This window comes from Nodosilinea sp. LEGE 06152 (assembly GCF_015207525.1).
Taxonomy (GTDB): domain Bacteria; phylum Cyanobacteriota; class Cyanobacteriia; order Phormidesmidales; family Phormidesmidaceae; genus Nodosilinea.
On sequence record NZ_JADEWR010000002.1, the window covers coordinates 490,960 to 510,886 of the forward strand.

Genomic DNA, 19,927 nt, shown 5'->3' on the forward strand with positions numbered 1-19,927 from the left:
CCAAGAGACTGGCTATGCTCTTGGCGGGCAGGAAATGGCCTAGAGGCCCCTCAACCGCTCATGGGTTCAGTGCACCGCTGAACACTCCCGGTCAAAGGCTGTTCTGACATCGTCACGCTACGCATGGCCTTTCTAGCCAGCCGTCACTATGCGTAACTTAGGGAGCACTAACCAATGGCAAACACCGAGCACTTAAGCATTCTAGAGAAAGGAGTTGAAACCTGGAACGCCTGGCGCATTCAGAACCCCAGCATTCGCCCCGACTTTCAGGGGGCAGATTTAGGCCGATTGCATCTGCCCGGTGTCGACTTTCGCCACGCCAACTTCTACGAAGCCAACCTGAGGGAAAGCGTTTTTACCCGCGCCAACTTTGAGTCGTCGACCCTGTACCGCTGCGACCTCTGTATGGCCGATCTCAGCAGCGCCAATCTCAGCATGGTGGACTTCTACAAAACGAACCTCTACACGGCCAACCTCAGCCACGCCAATCTGCGGCACTCGCACTTCTACAAAGCCGACATGCAGGAAACGCTGCTGACTGATGCCGATCTGGGGGAATCTAATTTTTATGAAGTCGATATGCGAGAGGCCATTTTGCAATCGGCCAGCCTGGTCAGAACGACGTTTTACTACTCCAACCTCTGCAACGCCAACCTGTGCCAGAGCAACCTAAACTGCGCCAGCCTGATGGGGGCCAACATGGCCAAGGCCAACCTGCGCCGGGCTAGCTGCGTGGGCACCAACCTGTTTCGAGCGATATTGACCGGGGCCGACCTGACCGAAGCCGACCTGCGCGAGGCCGTTTTGCGGCTGGCCGACCTCAGCAATACTTCACTCGAAAACGCCAACCTGTTTCGGGCCAACCTATCCGAAGCCTGCCTCGACTACGCCCAGCTGGCGGGGGCCAACTTTAAGAAAACCAACCTGTGGCGCGTCAATCTGGGCCAGCTCATTTTGACCCACCCCGGCCACGATAGAGACGCCATCACCATCGACTCTAGCGCTTTGAACTAAGCCATGGATGACCTGATTCTCAAGCGCATTAGTGGTTTAATCAGCCAGCACTCCGGCATTCACATTCGCGACCAAGACTATAGCTCCCTTGCAGAAAAGGTATGGCGGCGGGCCAACAGCCTGCACCTAACGTCGCTGGCTGACTATCACACCTACCTGCTCAACGAACTGGAGAACGGCAAGGGCTCATTGGTCGGGTCAACCGTAGGAGCAGTTTCCACTTCAGAGTGGCAGGAGCTGTACTCGATTTTGACCATCAACGAAAGCTATTTCTTTCGTGACAGCAACCAGTTTAGGCTCTTAACCGAGCGCATTCTACCCGACATCATCAGCCGCAAACAGGCGGCAGCAGGTCCAGGGGCTAAGCCCAGTTTGCGCATCTGGAGCGCGGGCTGCTCAACCGGAGAGGAGCTGTATTCGATTGCGATCGCCCTCGACGAACTCAACTTTCCGTGGGACCACTGGGATACGCTGCTTATCGGCACCGACATCAGCAAAGCCGCTGTGGACGGCGCTTGCCTAGGACTCTACGGCAACTGGTCCTTTCGGCAAATGCCCGCCAACCTACAGCAAAAATACTTTCATTCTCATCGCCAAATTCATCAGATTTGCGATCGCCTGCGGCAGCGGGTTACCTTTCAGTGCGGCAATCTGCTCAGCGACCCCTGCCCCCACCCGGCCAGCAGTTTGTGCAATATAGACCTCATCTTTTGCCGCAACGTGTTTATTTATCTCGACAGTCAGGCGATCGGTCAAATTATTCAAAAGTTTCACCGGGCGCTGGTGCTTCAGGGCTACTTGTTCACCGGCCACACCGAGCTTTACAGCCAAGATACTAGCCGGTTTAAAACCCTCAGTTTTTCAGAATCTATCGTTTACCAAAAGCAGCCGGAGTCGAGACTAGCTCCCCCTCAGCCTGTTCAGGCCGCAACAATTCCTGCTCTAGAACCGCAGCGAGCGATCGCTGCCCTCAAAGCCAAAAGTCTAGCTCAAACCACGCCTCGCCCCGAAGCTGGGGTTACACACCAAACCCAGGTCGACCTAGAAAAAGCGCTGCGACAAGCCGAAACACTGCTTGAGCAAGAGGCCTACACCAGCGCTATTTGTAGAGCCGAAGCCATTTTTAAGGCCCATCCTAGGTGCGATGCTGCTCGCAAAATTGCCGCCCGCGCCTACGCCAACACAGGCCGCCACGAGCAGGCCAAGCACCTATGCCTCCAGGTCATTCGTCGCCACCCTTTGAGCGTAGAGATGCACTATTTGCTGGCCCAAATTGCTGAAGATCAAAACGATCTAGACGGGGCAAAAGTACACCTCCGCAAAATTATTTACCTAGACGCCAGCTTTGTTAAAGCCTATCTCGACTTGGCCAGCATCTACGAGCGTGAAAAACAGCCCGACAAGACCCAAAAAATGCGCAGTCACGCCCTCATGTTGTTAGCCAAACTGCCCCCCGAGGCTCGGCTAGACCATTACAGTGATACAACCGTTGCCCAGTGGCAACACCATCTAACCTCAAAAATTGGCAATTCAGAAACTTGACCCTGTAAAACATCCTCAACTGTACTCAGCTCACTGCCCTAATGGTGGGCACGCGCTGTTTTGCCCATCCTACGCAGATTCTAGGTTTAATTGTGCTTTCCTACCTATAGAAACTTGGCTTGATTAGGGTGCTAGCTCACCTGGTAGCGTTCCACTACCGCACTTCTTAGCTATTGCCTATAGCCAACGTCAGTAGGGTTAGGATGGGCCAACGTTTCTAAAGCAATGGCTATACGCCAGCTCGCCACTCAAGTTTTCGCTCCTGACGGTTACCAATGTTCTGAATGAACTGGCCGCCGCTGTACCTCCTCAACTACCGAATCAGCGCAGTGTATTGCTGCTGATCTGCCTTCTGCGGGAATGCTAAGCCCGGCGACCCTGCTTCCTTGGCCGGACATTGGGCTCGCCGCCTGTGCTTCATCGCTCTGTGCCGCATCTTCTCGCTAAGTCATCTGTCATGAACTCTACCTCCTACCTGCTTTTTGCCCTAGGCGATACCCCCTACGGACTGGCGGCCGAAGTAGTACAGGAAATCTTTTTGCTGCCCGCCCTGACCTCGGTGCCTGAGGTGGGGCCAGAGGTCGTAGGCGTGCTCAATCTGCGGGGCCAGCTGCTACCCGTGTTAAACCTCAGGCTGTTTTTGGGTCATCCCACTCAGCCCAATAGCCTGGGCCAGGCCGTAGTTCTGGTGCAGCACCGGGGTCAACGGGTGGGGCTGGTGGTTGACCACATCCAAAACGTAGAGGCGATCGCCCCCCACAGCATTACTACAACTCTAGAAACCCCCTACATCGGCAACACCGAGCACTCGCTGACCGCTGGATTAGCGCAATACGCCGACAGCGTGATTATTCTGCTTAACCCGGCGGCGCTAGTGCAGGGCGCAGCAGACGTGGCCCCCGCTGGTGCAACGCCACGGGCAGAGACAGAGGGCACAGCCAACCGATTTATGGCTCAGTTCGAACCGGTTGAGCAACAGGTATTGCGAAGGCGAGCAGCCGAACTGGCGCAGCTTTTAGCCACAGAAAACGCCTCCGACCAATCGGCCCTGGCCATTGTCAGCCTGGCAGGAGAGCAGTTTGCCCTGGGGCTAGAAACGGTGCACGAGTTTACAAATGTTTCGCAAGTAACACCCATTCCCTGCTGCCCATCGCACATTGTCGGCAACATGAATTTGCGTGGTGAAATTTTAACCCTAATCGATGTGCGGCGCTTCTTAAACCTGCCTCCTGCCGCTGCTGCGCCGCCGCACAAAGCCGTCGTTATGCGGTTGGGTTCGCTGGTAGCTGGGGTGGTTGTCGACGATGTTTTTGATGTGGTCTATGTGAATGCGTTAGAGGTGGCGGTTATGCCCACCGCTGTTCACTCCAACGAAACCCCCTACCTCAGAGGCGTAGCCCGCTACGGCGATACCATGATGAGCCTTTTAGACTTACCCACGCTGCTGACCCAAGGTGAGCTAGTAGTCGATCAGTCAGGTTAAATCGACTCTCTCAAGCGATTGACCATTTTTATTGTTTAACGTACGCCTGCACTTGCCACCCCTACGGAGATACACCATGAAAAAACACAAGATTTGGAAACTACGCCACTGGATTGTACTGGGCTACTCGGTACCCGTTGTGGCGCTGATCCTCTCTGCGGGCATCACGGTGGTTAATGTGCGTCAGCTGGCGACGACTCTTGAGGAAGTGAGACGGGCCAGGGAAATTAAGGAAAGCGTTGACCACGTCAACCTCAATGTTCAAGTTATGGCCCGCGCCACTCGCGGCTATTTGCTGCAAAGAAATCCTACGTCTCTACTAGATTTTAATAAGGCAAAAACCGACTATGCAGCCCTAATTGAACAGCTGAATACTCAGATTATCCACGACGCTCAGCGGCAAAACTTGACCGAAGTAGACGCGCTTATTAAGCAGTTTATCGAACTGCATCAAGGCATGATCAACTTGGTCAACGAGAACCAGAGCCAGGCGGGCGTACAAGCCTGGCGAGAGAGCAACGGTCGCGCCTTAACCAGCGAAATCGACAGCTTGCTCACGGCTATGGAAGAGCTAGAAAATGAGATTGTGGCCACTGACGAGGCCAGCCAGGCTGCGGCCCTACGGCGATTGCAGCTAACGCTAATTGGTGCGGCAGCCCTGTCGGTGATTTTGTCGACGCTGATTGGCACGCTGATTGTGCTCAAAGCCTCGCGGCTGATGAACCAGGCCGCTGGCGATATTGCCAGCTCGGCCAGCGAGATTGCCGCCAGTGTTGAGCAGCAGGAGCGCACCAGCAGCCAGCAGGTAGCCTCGGTGAGCGAAACCAGCACCACCATGGATGAACTGGGGGCCTCGTCGCGGCAGTCGGCAGAACAGGCTGAAGCCGCCGCCGCCGGAGCCCAGCAGGCGCTAGCGCTGGCTGAAGGAGGCACTCTGGCGGTTGAGCGTAGTTTAGAGGGCATGACCGCCCTGCGGGAAAAAGTGGATGCGATCGCCGATCAAATCCTTCGGCTCAGCGAGCAAACCAGCCAGATTGGCGGCATCTCTGGCCTGGTGAGCGACCTGGCCAATCAAACCAACATGCTGGCCCTTAACGCTGCCGTAGAGGCCGTGCGAGCCGGAGAACACGGTCGGGGTTTTGCCGTAGTGTCAGGTGAAATTCGCAAATTAGCTGACCAGAGCAAGCGGTCAGCCGAGAAAATCAACGCCCTGGTAGCCGACATTCAAACCGCCATTAACTCGACGGTGATGGTGACCGACGAAGGCACTAAAAAAGTAGAAGAAGGGGTCAAAATTGCCGCAGAAACCGCCGACGCCTTTGCTGGGGTCGCCGATGCCGTCAACAATGTCGTGCTCAACAGCCAGCAGATTTCCCTCAATATCAAGCAGCAGGCCGTGGCCATTCAGCAGGTGGTAAGCGCCATGAACAGCCTCAACATAGGCGCACAGGAAACCGCCAGCGGCATCGGCCAAATCAAAATTGGTACCCACCAGCTCAACGAGAGCGCCATTCAGCTCACGGTAGCCATTTAGCCCCAGCGCCCCATCAGGGCTTCACATAGACACCAGAGGGAAGCACCCTACCATGATGATTGATGACGTCGAGCTGCGCGATATTTTTAAAGTCTCTAGCGCCGAGCGCCTGCAAGCCCTCGACGACGGCCTGCTGCGCCTCGAAAAACACCCCGACGACCAAGAGGTCTTAGCCGACCTGATGCGCGAGGCCCACTCTCTGAAGGGGGATGGGAACATGCTTGGCGTTACCGACCTGGGCAAGGTGGCCCACCAGTTTGAGCACGTGCTGGGAGCCATTAAGCGGGGCGAGCAAACCCTCTCCTCAGACCTGTTCGATCGCTTAGCCCACGGCCTGACGGCTATGGGGCAAATCGTTCATGAAGCGGTTACCGGCGAACCGGCCCAGGTCAAGGTGTTTTACGTGATTGCCGACCTGATGGGAGCCGAGCTAGCCTCCTCCTCCACTGAGACCGAGCACACCTCAGCCGGTGAAGCTCCCCAAAATACCCCCCAGAATACGCCCCAAAACACGACTAGGAATGCGACGGATGGCACTGTTGACGACATTGTCGATGTCATTTTTGTTAGCCCTGAAGTGGCAACCGATCGCGACATTGGCTGGCCTGTTGGGATAGCGGATGAGATCGCCAGTGGGGCGATCGCCCTTGGGCAGGCCACAGACCGCAGCGATCGCTACATTGACGACGACGAACTGCGCAGCATCTTCAAAAGCACCAGCGAAGAGCACCTGCAAGCCCTCGATGACGGTCTGCTGCACCTCGAAAAATACCCCGACGACCAGGCCCTGCTCGAAGCCCTACTGCGCGATGCCCACTCTCTCAAGGGCGACAGCACCATGCTGGGCGTTGGTGATTTAGGCAAAATCGCACACCAGATCGAGCACCTGCTCGGCCTGGTCAAGCGCAACGAAGCGCCCCTGTCGGCCGATCTGTGCGATCGCCTGGCCCACGGCATGGTCGCCATGAAGCAGCTTGTCCATGAAGCTACCACTGGCGAACCCACCAACGTCAACGTCTTCTACGTACTCGCCGAACTCATGGGCGCATCCCAANNGNCCMSCCAMYSNCRCSMTMSSYYNCCWCWYCWSSSMTARCMWMMMYACCTCCCTCACCCTCACCCCCCGCATGCTCCCTCACCCCCAACCCCGACACCCTCCTCACTGAAACCTCTAACTACCGCATTGATACAATCCGGGTACCCACCCACAACCTCGATTTGTTGATGAACGACAGCGGCGAGCTAACGGTGGCCAAAACCCGTGTTGCCCACCGCCTGACCGAGATCGACGCCATCACCAACCTGTGGGAAGAGTGGAGCCGCGATCTGCTCATCAATCGCTTTTTGTTCCACGAGGCGCAGCAGGGCAAACCCGTGTGGCCACAGCTCGAAGGCTTCCACCACCGTGCCGAGCAGCGGCTAGAACAACTGGGCACCCTGGCCGCTCAGATCAGCAGCGCCCTGCACGAAGACACCGATCGCCTGGAGCGAATCACGGGCCGCCTGGAGGAGGGCATTCGCACCCTGCGACTGATGCCGCTATCGACCATCTTTAACCTCTTTCCCCGATTGGTACGCGATCTCGCTCGTCAGGAAGGCAAACAGGTAGAACTTGTCATCGAAGGCGGCGACACCCGCGCCGACAAGCGCATTCTCGAAGACATGAAAGACCCCCTGCTGCACATGATTCTCAATGCCATTGACCACGGCGTTGAACCTCCGGAGGAACGGCGACGACAGGGTAAGCCCGAGGTCGCCACGATTACCCTGCGCGGCTCTCAGACCGCTACCAGCATTGTGCTGGAAGTCAGCGATGACGGACGCGGGCTCGACCTCAACTCTATAAAACAAACCGCCGTGCGCCGAGGGCTATACCGCCCCGAAGAGCTAGAACTACTGACTCCCAACCAAGTTCGATCGCTGATTCTCAGCCCCAGCTTTTCGACGCGTACCAGGGTGACTGAGATCTCAGGCCGAGGGGTGGGGCTAGACGTACTGCGCACCAACGTCGAGCGGCTGAAGGGCACCATTGAGGTACAGTCTACGCCGGGACAGGGCTGTACCCTGCGCGTGCAGTTGGGCACCACCCTGACAACCGCCCACGTGCTGCTGGTGGGGGCGAGCGGCCAAACCTTCGCTCTCCCCGTAGAGTTTGTGCAGACCACCTGCCTGGTGCAAACCAGCGATGTTTTTACCCTGGAGGGCCACAGCACCATTGTCTACGAAGACCACCCCATCTCGGTAGTGTGGCTGTCTGATCTGCTGAATCTAGCCAAGCAAACCGCGCCTGAGGCCCCTTCCCGTCGGGCGCACCAGCGGCTTTCCTGCATTATTGTGCGGGTGGGCCAGGACCGCCTGGGCGTTTTTGTCGATGCTCTGATCGATGAGCAAGACGTGGTACTCAAGCCCCAGAGTCAGCTGCTCAAGCGGGTGAAGTACATTTCTGGGGCCACCATTTTGGGGACCGGCGACGTGTGCCTGGTGCTCAACCCTCAAGATTTGATGTCGGCCGTGCGTCACCGGGCCGGGGCTTCAGCCTTGCCGCAGGAGGCTCTGACTCCGGTTGACTTACCCAGTGAGCCTCGGCCCAAGCGCATTTTACTGGTCGAAGACTCGATCGCGACCCGCACCCAGGAGAAACGCATTCTTGAATCGGCGGGCTATGAGGTTGTCACCGCTGTAGACGGCATGGATGGCTTTAAAAAGCTTCAGTCGCGGGACTTCGATGCCGTTGTCTCAGATGTGCAAATGCCCAATCTCGACGGGCTGGGGCTAACCCAGCGCATTCGCCAGCACCGGGAATACAACGAGATTCCGGTAGTGCTGGTAACGACTTTGGCCAGCGATGACGATCGCCGTCGAGGAGCCGAGGCCGGGGCCAATGCCTACATTCCCAAGGGCAGCTTTACCCAAGATCTGCTGTTTGAAACGCTGAATCGGCTGATTTTAAGCTAGTTTTGGGCCTTTACAAAGGCCATTGAAAAGCGATCGCTGATGTGGGGCAAGCGGTGTTTACCTCCATATCAGCGATCGCCCAGTTGAGTTCAATTGAGTTCGGTGAAAGACGACCCCAGCAGGCCAGTGCCAAGACCAAACAGAACGCTAGTTGTCGTCCAGCGATTGCGGCAGCAGCCTGCCCATAACGGCCTTGAGCCGCTCAGGTTCGCAGGGCTTGGTGAGGTAGCCTGAGGCTCCGGCCATGCGGGCCTCTTGGCGGTCGGCCTCGGTGTCGCGGGAGGTGACCATAACAATGGGCAGGTTCTTAAACCGGGGCAGGCTGCGTACGGTACGGCACAGCTCAAAGCCATCAATACCGGGCATCGAGATGTCGAGCAGCAGCGCTTCAACCGCTTCTTGATAGATCACAGAGAGGGCATCTACCGCGTTGTCGGCCAAGAGCACCCGGTAGCTGGTATCTAAAGCTCGTTTTATCATTTGCTGGCTAATTAAGCTGTCATCTACCGATAAAACAGTTTGCTTTGTGGCAACACAGGTGGACATAAGTCGAACAACCTCTTGGGGTCAACACGGGCGCTTACCTATAGTTATGCCCAAAAACTCCACCTTTTCATAACGTACTTATACTTAATGGCACAGTATTTAGCTGAGTATCTCAACATTCCCCAGCCGCCACAGTCTTTATCGTCAAAACTTTGGTGTTATAGTGCTGATTTTGCAGAATTGGGAAGGATCGGTTGAGCATGGAGTTTGACGCGATCGCGCGATCGCTAGCAGAGGCGGGCCGCTACTTGGCCAGCCAGGGTTGGGCACCGGCCACCAGCGGCAACTACTCAGCCCGACTAGACGATGGGGCGATCGCCATTACCGTGTCGGGGCGCGACAAAGGCCAGCTCACCCCAGACGACATTATGGCGGTTAACCTTGAGGGCCAGCCCCTCAGCCCCGGCAAGCGGTCTTCGGCAGAGACGCTGCTGCACACCAGCCTGTATCAGGTGTATCCAGCGGTGGGGGCTGTGTTGCACACCCATTCAGTCAACTGCGTCAGCCTGTCGCGCTGGCTGCTGAGGCAAGGCCACAATAGCCTGGTATTGACTAACTACGAATTGCTCAAGGCCTTTCCGGGCATTACCACCCATGAGGTAGAGGTTGCCGTGCCCATTGTGGCCAACAGCCAGGATATGGTGACCCTGAGCGATGCGGTACTGGCCCAGCTTGAGGCTTTGACAACCCCGGTGGGGTACATCATTGCGGGCCACGGGCTGTATAGCTGGGGGGCGACGGTGGCCCAAGCCCGGATGGCGACCGAAGCCCTGGAGGTACTGGTTAGCTGCGCCCTTCAAGACCTGTTACTTAGCCAAAAACTGAGTTAGCACCTTTAAACTTAGAGATATAGCCAATTCTCTAAACCACCCTCTGACCTAAAGGACAACTGATGACCCTACTCCGCATTTTTAGCGACCAGGATGGTGCGACACTGCTGGACGAATATCGGGATGCCGAGGCGATCGCCTCGGCCCTGGCCAGCGCTGGCGTGCGCTTTGAGCAGTGGCAAACCCAGTCGCCCCTGCCCCAGGACGCCGAACCCGAAGCGATTTTGACCGCCTATGCCAAAGACATCGATCGCCTCAAGGCCGAGAGCGGCTACATCACCGCCGATGTCATTCGCATGCACCCGGAGCATCCGCAAAAAACTGAACTGCGACAAAAATTTCTCGAGGAGCACATCCATAAAGAAGACGAGGTGCGCTTTTTCGTGGAGGGGCAGGCCGTTTTCTATCTGCACCTAGGCGATAAGATCTATGCCACCCTCTGCACGGCTGGCGACCTGATCGGCGTACCCGCCAACACCCCCCACTGGTTTGACATGGGCGAAGCCCCGCAGTTTGCCGCCATTCGCCTGTTCTGCAACCCCGAGGGTTGGGTGGCCCATTTTACCGACAGCCCCATCGCCAAAGGATTTCCTAATTACCATGCCTTTGCTTGACCAGCAGCCCCTAGGGGCAATCGTACTGGATATCGAAGGCACCACCACCGACATTGCCTTCGTCAAAAACACCCTGTTTCCCTATGCCGAAGCGCGGCTAGAAGCTTTTATGGCCGATTTAACGCCCACGGCTGAGGGGCAGGCTATTTTGGCCCAGGTGCGAGCCGAGGTTGGCAACGAGGATCTGTCTATTGACGACTGCATTGCTCAACTTCTGACCTGGGCCAGGGCCGACCAAAAAGTAACCCCGCTCAAAGCGCTACAGGGCATGATTTGGGATGAGGGCTACCGCACCAAAGCCTACTACAGCCATATCTATGACGATGCCGCTGCCTACATTCAGGAGTGGCATCGGCGGGGGGTGCCGCTCTATATCTATTCGTCAGGTTCGATCGCGGCGCAGAAACTGCTGTTTGCCAACACTATCGTCGGCGATCTTACCCCCTGCTTTAGCGGCTATTTCGACACTACCACTGGCGCTAAGGTAGACCCTAATTCTTACCAGAAGATTGCCGAAACTTTAGGAATACTTCCCCAAGAGCTGCTGTTTTTGTCGGATCATCCCGGCGAGCTGGCGGCAGCGCGACAGGCCAGTTGGCGAGTCTGCGCGGTACAACGCCCCGGCACGCCCGATTTTGAGCCAGACCTACAGGCCATAAAGCACTTTGGAGAACTGCCGATCGCCTTTAGTGAGGCTTAATGCTGAATTCACGTTGGTTAGCCCACGGTTGGGCTGGGCAAACACCGTTTGCCCCTACGTAAGCCGCCGACTTAGAACCTGGTTTATGCGATTCGGATATGCTCTAGCTTGCTCTAAAAATAGCCGTCCCTTCGACTCCGCTCAGGGAACGGCTATGGCTGTTTTCATTGTTGGGATGCCGCACTAACGGCATGGGTAATTGGTATGAGACCAGCTTTTCAACCAGGATCCGATACGCGTTAGAAAAAAACATCGCAATGCCTGGAAGGAACACTGCGATGTTTTGGGCCTGATCGTTCTAAGTCAGGATTGTTTTGACTACTCGTAGAGCCAGCCCTTAGCGGCGGGTTCCCAGCTGACCAGCTCGGCATCGCTAAACCACAGGGCAATCTCGGCCTGCGCGGTTTCGGGCGCATCGGAGCCGTGGATGATGTTGCGGCCGACGGTGACGCCTAGGTCACCGCGAATGGTGCCGGGTTCGGCCTCTAGGGGCTTGGTTGCGCCGATAATTTTGCGGGCGGAGGCAATTACGCCCTCGCCTTCCCACACCATGGCCACAACCGGGCCAGAGGTGATGAAATCAACCAGACCGGCGAAAAAGGGGCGCTCGCGGTGCACGTCGTAGTGTTTTTCGGCCAGTTCGCGCGAGACCGCCATAAACTTCATGCCGACCAGGGTAAAACCTTTGGTCTCAAACCGGCCGATGATGTTGCTGATCAGGCCGCGCTGAACACCGTCAGGCTTGATCATCAAAAAAGTGCGTTCCATAGATACCTGTTCCTAATGCGTGGTGAAAGGGTTGGTTGCGAAAGCGTCTGTGGTTGAAAGACCTTTTCTATGCTGGGAAACGGTGGCCACTTTGTAAAGGATTTGGCCAAAGTTTTATGGTTTGAGCCCTAGGCATTAAGGTTGGGCCAGTAGCGATCGCGCTCTGCATCATACCGCCAGCCGCAGCCGTCGGGGTCGCGATCGCGGCTCCACTGCCCAAAATGGGGCTGGCTGTGATGGTTGACTACATCGGTGACGGTGCAGCCCAGCCGCTGGGCCAGGTCGGCGGCGGTCAGCGAGAGGGCGAGCGGGGCGGCCCTGACCGCCGCTGTATTCGGCGAGCGAAAGGTGTAGAGCACGTCCCCGGTGGAGGTGGGCTCAAAGTCGCCCCAAAACTCCTCGGCGCGCTGGTCGAGAAACTGGCGGGCTTCGCGGCCGGTAATCTGGGCTGCGATCGCAAAGTCGAGCACGCTCAAGCGGCCCTGGTGAGCAGCAATTTGAGCATAAAACACCCGGTGCAGCGCCTTTTCTCGCGCCTGCCGCCGCCGCCAGAGCCAAACTGCACCACCTACGAGCCCGCCGACCACGAGCCAGGGCAGCAAGAGCTGAATCAGCAGTACCGTGGCCAGGGCGGCCCCGGCCATGATTAGGGCCATCAGCAGGCGATATTCGAGCCCGGCACCGGAGCTGTGGAAGGGCCGCAGGGGCATACCGTCCTCAGAATTGGTTTAGAGAGCAAAGCGGGTTTGCCCAGTAGTGCAAACCCAAGTAGTGCGGCACTTCAGTAGTGTGGCCTTTGATTTTAGCCACCGGAGCAGCCTGGGGTCAGCTAAAATGCTGTCACGTCCAGTTGCACTGGGTTTACCTGCTGGTTTTGCCAGACCGTTTTGGCCGACCGCTCGGTTTAAGTCAGCCGGGTAAAGCCGCCCTGGTGTTTCTTCCTATGCTGCCACAGCCGCCCCCATGCTGACCTTTGCTACCCCTACTGACGAAGCCCTGGCTGCCCAGCTCATGCAGCCCTGCCTAATTCGTGTAGTCGACAATATTCGCAAGCACACCGAAACCCTCGACTGGCGCAGCGACTACCTGGAGCAGGTGCGCTGGCCGGGAGATACCACCGCCGCCCAGCGGCAGCAGGTTCGCGATCTGGCCGCCCAGCTAGAGGGAGCCTCCCCGGCAGAAGCAGACGCCATTCGCCAACAGCTCGGTCAGCTACCCACCCCAGTGCCCGGCTACGAGCTGCAGCTCACCCAGGGCGCTGGCGCAGCGGAGGAGCCTCGAACCGCTACCCTTGACGTGTGGGAGCTGTGTTTTGCGGTGTGCTTTAGCGACTACCGCCCCGACCAGCCCGTGACCGTTGATCCGGCGCTGCTCGACCCTGACGGCGAGATCAACTGGCTCACCCTTGACGAAAAGGCGAAGGCCCTGGTCGAGCAGACAATTGGCCAGGCTATTGGTCAGGCCAGAGCCACGGCGTAGGCGGGCCATACGGCACAATGGAAGATATACCCCGACGCCTAGTGCTACTACAATGCTCGACCTGCACAGCCACACCACGTTTTCAGACGGCACGCTAACCCCAACCGAACTGGTGGCAGCGGCGATCGCCGCCGGGGTAAAGGCGCTGGCGATTACAGACCACGACACCCTGGCCGGGTGGGATGAGGCTCTTGAAGCATCAGAAAAGGCATCAAAAGAGGCATCAGGCGAGACCCTGGAGGTGGTGCCAGGGGTAGAGCTAAGCACGGTAGAAAACGGGCGATCGCTGCATATATTAGGCTTTTACCCCAACCGCACCCGGTTAGAGCCGCCCCTGAGCGAACGCATTGCAGGTCGCCGCCGCCGCGCTCAGCAAATGGCTGATAAACTTGCTGCGCTGGGCTACCCCATCGAACTGCCTGCAATGTCGGGCAGCATGGCCCCAGGCCGCCCCCACCTAGCGACAGCGCTGGTCAAGGCTGGCCACGCCACCACCAAGCGAGAAGCCTTTGACCGCTGGCTGGGCGACCACGGCCCCGCCTACGTGCAGTACGAAAAATTTTCGGCCGCCGAGGGCATTCAGCTGCTGCGAGACTGCGGTGCGGTGCCGGTGTGGGCACACCCTTATTTATTTAAAGGGTCGACTGTAGATGCCCTCATGCTCAAGCTGGTAGAGGCGGGGCTGATGGGTGTTGAGGTGTACCATCCCCACCACAGCCCCAGCGATGTGCGGCGTCTAGAGGAGTACTGCCACCGCTACGGCCTGCTGATGACCGGCGGCAGCGACTACCACGGCCCCTCAGAGTCCAAATCTTCAAAATCTGCGGGCAAGGGCGGCGCTAATGCCAAGCAGCCATCTAAAAAACAAACCGATGCTCCTGTGGGGTTAAACCACCTGCAGCTTCCTCTGGCGCTGCTAGAACCGCTGAAGCAGGCCGCAACGGGTTTGGCCTACCATAAATGACCCGATATGAATGACCTGACGTTTGACACCCTGGGTCGGGCGCTGGCGGGCATCTTAACCCTCGACCCTGAGGCATTTTTGGCCCTACGCCGGTTTCCGACCGATACCGTTGACGCCCTGGCGCTGGCGGTGGTGTTTGTGGCCGGGCTGTCTCAGGCGGTGGCTCAAAGCATTATTTTGTTTGTCAATCGGGTGAAACCCCTGCGGTTTGGGCTGAGTCTGGTGCTGGCGGCGCTGCTGTTTGTGGCGGGCTATCTGTTTTGGGCACTGAGCATTTGGCTGGCCAGTCGCTGGTTTTTAGATCAGGCCATTCCGTGGCAGGCGGTGACCGACAGCCTGGCCTTTAGCTACCTGCCGCTGGTATTTAGCTTTTTTGGCGCGATGCCCTACCTGGGGGTGCCGGTGCTGCGGCTGCTGCTGGTGTGGAACCTGCTGGCGGTGGTGGTGGGCTTTGCGGTGCTAGCCAATCTCACCGCCATTCAGGCGGTGAGCCACGTGGTGCTGGGCTGGGTTGTGCTGCTGGTGCTGCAGCAGACCGTGGGGCAGCCCGTTGTCAACCTGGGGCGGTGGCTTACCAATCGCACCGCCGGGATGAAGCTGGTGGTCAACCGCGACCAGCTCAAGACCTTAATTGCGGCTTATTCTCCAGTGGTAGAGCCGATGGAGACCATAGACGAAGATCGCTCTGGCAAATCGATCGCGCCACCGACCGTACCGAGTTCTGCTGAGGCGATCGCGGCGAATCCATTGTTGCCTGCGGCCCTAGAAGAACTCTCTCAGCGGCGATCGCGGCGGCTAGACCTGCTGTGGATTTACCTGGGGCTGGCCCTGCTGGCCCTGCTGGTGGCCCTGAGCCTAGAACCCCTGCGAGCGGTGATGACCACCTGGCAGGGGCAGAGCCGGACGGCTCGCTGGCTGGCCGACTTGCTCTGGATCGGTGCGATCGCGCTGGTGGTCGCCGCCATGCTGGCCCCCCTAGAAGCCCTGGGCTGGTGGGCTGGCTGGTACGGCGATGGGGTCGATACGCTCAGCCCCGAGCCGGTGAACGAACCAGATGGTGGCCCGGCCTACCCGCGCCGGTTTATTGTCTACCTCGACGGCATTAACCAAGCTACCGCCGATTATCAGCCCGCCGTCGCCCGCTATCTCGACGAGCTGAGCCACCACCTGCCCGCCAATATTGCCCTGGTCAAAGGGCTGATTCCCTACTCGGTGCTGAACCGATCGCTGACCCAAGACCGACCCCTAGCCTTCTTTTGGCGCGGCATTGAGTCGTTGACCAAGCGCCTCGGCCCCTGGGTTGGGATGGTGATCAACCTGCGCAACATTTTGATTGTGGCAGTGTCTGCAGACCAGCGCTTTGGCCCCATCTATAACCAAGGAGTGGCCCAGCAGGTCTACGAAAGCCTGGTGCAGGCTGGTTACCCCACCGCAGGCGGCATTCCCCTGACGCTGATCGGCTACAGCGGCGGTGGCCAGATCGCCCTGGGTATTTTGCCCTTTCTAAAACAGGCCCTGGGAGCACCAATTGAGGTTATTTCTCTGGCGGGGGTGATCAGCGGCAACGGGCGCGCCACCGAGGCCGAGCAGATCTATCACCTGGTGGGCACCAAAGACCCCGTCGAGCGCCTGGGGCCTGTCATGTTCCCCCGCCGCTGGAAGGTCGTGCCGCTGTCTTACTGGAACCGGGCCAAGCGCAAGGGCAAAATTACCCTCATTAGCCTAGGACCGGTGGGCCACCAGACACCGGGGGGCGTACTGGACGACCAGGCAATTTTGCCCGATGGTCGCAGCCACCTGCAGCAAACCCTCGATCTCACCCTCAATATTTTGGTGGGCGACCTGCGCCAGCACCTGAATATTCAGCGAATTCAGGTGGTTAAGCTGGGCAATTACTACCACTTTCAAAGCGCGGCCTTTAACCACCCCAGCTACTACCCGGTGCAGCAAACCCTGCCCGCCCCCTGGTACCGCCCCGTGGGCGACTGGGTAGGACGGCTAGTGCTGCCCGAGCCGGAACAACGTCCCCATCTAGACGACGTGTGGATCGAACTGCTGCACACGCCGCCCGCCTACCGTGCCTGGCTAGGCCAGCGAGTGCCCCTGCGTTGGCAGGGTGAAACCGATCTTAAAAAAAGGTTTCAGGCTGTTACCCGCGACATTCACTTCAGCGCTGAAGCCGAGGATTCTCATCGTCAGGGGCTAATTTTGCCCACCCGCCTCAACCATTGGCGACTGGTCACCCCCCTCGAGTCGCTAGCAGGGGCTCACCCCATTGATGACATTATTATCAAACTGCCGGAGCCCGTGATGGTAGACCAGGGCTTGCCCCCTCATCCCCCCACCGTCTCATCTGCCTCGCCCACCCAATCCCTCACCCTCACCATCGTCTACGAACCAATCCAAATCTCTGGCTCCTATACTGCTCTGGTGCAGTTTTTAGGCCCAGCCGATGATGCCCTAGAGCGCTACCGGGTGGTTCACTACAACACAGCCACTCATGCCTTTGACGGGCTAAGCGAAACGGTGCGGCTGCCTACGGTGGTGTCCGACGACAACGGAGTAGCCCCCTTTACCAACGCCGGGCTGGAGCGATCGCCCCAAAACAGCACTGGCTGGTATATCTATGGCGCTCAATCCCACGATGGCGAGTTTGTGGTGCAAGCGCTGCGGCCCCGGCATCTGTTTCAGCTGCAGCCCGATCGCATGATTACTAGCGATCGCCAGGGTCGGCAGTACCTGCGCCGCGAGTCGTGGAGCAATCTAGAGCAGAAAAAGGGCACGGCCGAGTCGATATTAATTGACCCCAAAGCCCCTACTGAGCGAGCTGCCATTGCCCAGTGGCAGGAAGGCGATCGGGCGCTGCTGGTGCATGTCTACGGCGGCATTGGTGGCCAGAAGCGTGAGCCCGCTGCTCAGGGGCCCATCTATTTTGGCCACTTCGCCTACGGCATTGCCACTGTGGTGCGCGACCCCCTGGCCAACGAACTACAGTTCGACATCCACTATCACCAGGTTTACACCCACAACCGGCGCGGGCTGGTGGCGGGCACCCTAGACTGGTCGCTGTATATGGGCGATCGCCAGTGGGGTTTTATGGGCACCCGGCCCGTGTCGGATATTTTGATCAAGCTGCCCGCCTATACACAGCCCTTCGACTTTGGCGGTCGGCCCTGGTCGGCGCTCGATGACCTGCGCCTGGAGCTAGAGCTGATGACGGCCCGCTACCGCACGGGCGATGGCACGGGCGTCACCTATGTTGGCCCCGCCAACAACTGCGCCCAAGACTCTAACCAGGCCATGTATGCCAGCGCCATTCATATAGAAGCCGCAGTCATTGCCCACTGCGCCACCCTCAAAGCCTGGGAAGCCCAAAACCCCGACCAGGCCAAGCAGTTTCAGCAGCTCCTTAAGCTGCGCCGCAACCTTCAGCAAAAGCTGTTGCCCTTCGGCAGCGCCCGAGCTGACTGGGCAGACGAGCAAGAGTCTTTGGGCAGCAACCTGTCAGATTTCCCGCTTAAAACCCTGGGGCGAGGCCTCCTAAGCTGGCGCACCATGCTGCCCCGCAAAGCCAGTGACACCATGACCCAGCTCTGTCTAAGTCATGGAGCCGCCCTCTGGGTACTGCGCACAAACCAAATTGGTGGCCACGATCCCGATATTTCACCCCTGGCCCCGTTTACGCTGTAGGCCTAAGGGAACCAGGTACGAACTATCGCTAACCCATCCTACGTTTGAATTGGCCCACCCACTTTAATACGCAGGTCGTTCAGCACATACAAACGCGGCTTATTGGTAGCAGTGTCCGCAACGCGTAACTTGAGATTGCCACTGACACAGCCTGCCCTACTAATTCGTCATAGCTCTTCTGACTTGCCTCAGTAGGTTATTCATCCATCTCAAATCTTGTTGCTTTCAAAACGACCCAGAGGTAACTCAGCTATTTAGGATATAGCCATCGCCTAGAATGTGTTCACGACACCAGTTCTTTTGAACGGTGGCAGAAAATCGATCGCTGCTTAACGGAGCACAGCACAAGATTGAAGTTTATTGGCTCATTTCAAAGCGACTTCGCAACAGGGCTTGGAGCCCAATCAGCTCAAAGACCATGAAACTGCAGACAGCTATAGCACCTGAAACAATCAATGTGACTCCTATCCAAGAGAGCGCATCTCTAATCCAAGCTAATAGCAACAGGCTGCCAACTATCCAAAAAACCTCAATTCCGATCACTAGCCAAACTGCAATAGGTACAATTTGTCTCGTGCAGGCCACACCACAAACATACAACCCAATGCCTAGTACACACAGCCCTAAAACTCTAAGTGCCTCTTGTGGCGAATAACCAAGTAAAGAAACAGCATTGTTCATGAGGACGTGAGCCAGCGAGTCTGCAGCAACTGTTAATATCGCTCCATAAGCAAAGCATACAGTGCTGTCGATGAGAAGAATAGTTCTGAGAGACGGCATAAACGAACTCCTTTCTGCACCTTCAATTGCCGAGTCGTTACCGAACTTATATTCACAGTAAATTCTAGCTTCTAAAAATTTGACTGACTCAGCAGGTAGTTCTGTAACGATGTTTCACACGGCTAATGAGGCAAGCTGCCTATATGCTAAGCGCTGGCCCTACTAGATAAGCCCCCATACTTTCTGCAACCTCGCAGAGCAGTTTAGCGCTGCAAAGCAGACTGCACTTTTAGGTCACCCATGTGGGGCTGAAGTCTACCTCCAGAGCAGGGCAGATCAAGACCTTCGGCTCCTTATTAACGGGATTGGGCAGCCCAAAGCGCTGAACCTGGGCATTCTAGCCTTGCCATTTGTATAGAGGGGTTGCCCAAGGTGTCGTTATTTATTGTCTTGCTGGTCATTGGTGCAGTGGTTGTGGCCGGGTTCTCAGTGCTCGTCAGTAGCCAGGGCGCAACGACAAAATCATCTGCCCCTGGGCAACCCGCCTCCGCCTCAGAAACCGGAACCGCCCAGACCCACACCTACAGTCGTCAAAAATTTCTGTTTACCAAAGCCGAACTCAGCTTCTACCGTGCTCTACAGGCGGCGACGATGGAACAGTATCAAGTTTTGGGCAAAGTGCGCGTGGCCGACGTACTCAAGCCCCAGACCGAAAACCGAGGTGACTGGCAACGGGCATTTAACAAAATCTCAGCCAAGCACTTCGACTTTGTGCTGTGCGATCGCGACAGCTTCAGGGTCTTAGCCGCCGTGGAGCTAGACGACAGCAGCCACCAGCGTGTTGATCGCATCAAACGCGACGACTTTCTCAACCAGGCCGTCAAAAGCGCTGGGCTACCCCTGATTCGCTTTCCAGTACAGCCCGCCTACGAGCAAGAGGCTCTTCAGCAGCACATCGCCCAAACCCTAGGACTACCCCAGCCCGAGAAAGTCAAGCCAAAGACCAAGCTAGCAACGCCCACCGCCAAACCAAAGCCAAGACCAAAGACCCCTCCCACTCAACCCTAACCCCAGCCCCCCACCTACCC

General features: G+C 57.5%; 15 protein-coding genes and 2 pseudogenes. 13 read left to right on the plus strand and 4 right to left on the minus strand.

Translation table 11 applies throughout. The features are described 5' to 3' along the window. The first annotated feature begins 174 nt into the window (after positions 1-174). The 6 genes and pseudogenes from IQ265_RS04605 to IQ265_RS04630 all read left to right on the plus strand — a co-directional run bounded on the left by IQ265_RS04605 (position 175) and on the right by IQ265_RS04630 (position 8,528). Positions 175-1,014 (plus strand): pentapeptide repeat-containing protein, encoded by an 840-nt coding sequence (locus IQ265_RS04605; protein WP_194051028.1) that lies wholly within the window; start codon positions 175-177, stop codon positions 1,012-1,014. 3 nt (positions 1,015-1,017) lie between these two features. After that, a complete protein-coding gene (locus tag IQ265_RS04610; protein WP_194051029.1) occupies positions 1,018-2,556 on the plus strand; it encodes a protein-glutamate O-methyltransferase CheR in 1,539 nt (512 codons plus the stop codon). A gap of 457 nt (positions 2,557-3,013) precedes the next feature. Further along, positions 3,014-4,039 (plus strand): chemotaxis protein CheW, encoded by a 1,026-nt coding sequence (locus IQ265_RS04615; RefSeq protein WP_194051031.1) that lies wholly within the window; start codon positions 3,014-3,016, stop codon positions 4,037-4,039. Positions 4,040-4,115: 76 nt separating this feature from the next. Then, positions 4,116-5,573 carry a methyl-accepting chemotaxis protein gene (locus IQ265_RS04620; protein WP_194051033.1) on the plus strand — a complete coding sequence of 486 codons (1,458 nt, stop codon included), beginning with the start codon at positions 4,116-4,118 and terminating at the stop codon, positions 5,571-5,573. 55 nt (positions 5,574-5,628) lie between these two features. Then, positions 5,629-5,859: pseudogene (locus tag IQ265_RS29815) on the plus strand (Hpt domain-containing protein); the annotation flags it as partial. 393 nt (positions 5,860-6,252) lie between these two features. Then, positions 6,253-8,528 (plus strand): annotated as a pseudogene (locus tag IQ265_RS04630) (hybrid sensor histidine kinase/response regulator). Positions 8,529-8,675: 147 nt separating this feature from the next. Here the strand turns inward: IQ265_RS04630 and IQ265_RS04635 are convergent. Next, positions 8,676-9,074, minus strand: coding sequence for a response regulator (locus IQ265_RS04635; protein WP_194051036.1), 399 nt, complete (start codon positions 9,072-9,074; stop codon positions 8,676-8,678). A gap of 194 nt (positions 9,075-9,268) precedes the next feature. On the opposite strand from IQ265_RS04635, the gene IQ265_RS04640 reads away from it, so the two are divergent. The 3 genes from IQ265_RS04640 to mtnC all read left to right on the plus strand — a co-directional run bounded on the left by IQ265_RS04640 (position 9,269) and on the right by mtnC (position 11,218). Continuing rightward, entirely contained in the window at positions 9,269-9,904 is a 636-nt protein-coding gene (locus IQ265_RS04640; protein WP_278002716.1) for a methylthioribulose 1-phosphate dehydratase, read from the plus strand. A 62-nt stretch (positions 9,905-9,966) separates the two neighbouring features. Next, positions 9,967-10,518 carry a cupin domain-containing protein gene (locus tag IQ265_RS04645; RefSeq protein WP_194051039.1) on the plus strand — a complete coding sequence of 184 codons (552 nt, stop codon included), beginning with the start codon at positions 9,967-9,969 and terminating at the stop codon, positions 10,516-10,518. Then, a complete protein-coding gene (gene mtnC, locus IQ265_RS04650) occupies positions 10,505-11,218 on the plus strand; it encodes an acireductone synthase (protein ID WP_194051040.1) in 714 nt (237 codons plus the stop codon). The genes IQ265_RS04645 and mtnC overlap by 14 nt, the downstream gene beginning before the upstream one ends. Positions 11,219-11,536: 318 nt before the next feature. Here mtnC and ndk read toward each other — a convergent pair whose 3' ends face one another. Next, complete coding sequence (ndk, locus tag IQ265_RS04655; RefSeq protein WP_194051041.1) at positions 11,537-11,986, minus strand: nucleoside-diphosphate kinase; 450 nt, start codon at positions 11,984-11,986, stop codon at positions 11,537-11,539. A 128-nt stretch (positions 11,987-12,114) separates the two neighbouring features. Beyond that, positions 12,115-12,696: a hypothetical protein gene (locus IQ265_RS04660; RefSeq protein WP_194051042.1), complete on the minus strand. Its 582-nt coding sequence runs from the start codon at positions 12,694-12,696 to the stop codon at positions 12,115-12,117. 253 nt (positions 12,697-12,949) lie between these two features. Here IQ265_RS04660 and IQ265_RS04665 point away from each other — a divergent pair, with 253 nt between their 5' ends. From IQ265_RS04665 to IQ265_RS04675, 3 genes are read left to right on the plus strand one after another with little or no spacing between them, the layout of a single operon-like run. Then, positions 12,950-13,465, plus strand: coding sequence for a hypothetical protein (locus tag IQ265_RS04665; protein ID WP_194051043.1), 516 nt, complete (start codon positions 12,950-12,952; stop codon positions 13,463-13,465). Positions 13,466-13,517: 52 nt separating this feature from the next. Next, a complete protein-coding gene (locus tag IQ265_RS04670; RefSeq protein ID WP_194051044.1) occupies positions 13,518-14,429 on the plus strand; it encodes a PHP domain-containing protein in 912 nt (303 codons plus the stop codon). Between the two features lie 6 nt (positions 14,430-14,435). Beyond that, entirely contained in the window at positions 14,436-18,119 is a 3,684-nt protein-coding gene (locus IQ265_RS04675) for a CAAX protease (protein WP_194051045.1), read from the plus strand. A 357-nt stretch (positions 18,120-18,476) separates the two neighbouring features. On the opposite strand, the gene IQ265_RS04680 is transcribed toward IQ265_RS04675, so the two are convergent. Next, positions 18,477-18,899, minus strand: a complete 423-nt coding sequence (locus IQ265_RS04680) for a hypothetical protein (RefSeq protein ID WP_194051046.1) — start codon at positions 18,897-18,899, stop codon at positions 18,477-18,479. Positions 18,900-19,271: 372 nt separating this feature from the next. On the opposite strand from IQ265_RS04680, the gene IQ265_RS04685 reads away from it, so the two are divergent. Next, on the plus strand, positions 19,272-19,907 hold the full coding sequence (locus IQ265_RS04685; RefSeq protein WP_194051048.1) for a DUF2726 domain-containing protein: 636 nt from the start codon (positions 19,272-19,274) through the stop codon (positions 19,905-19,907). The last annotated feature ends 20 nt before the right edge of the window (positions 19,908-19,927 follow it).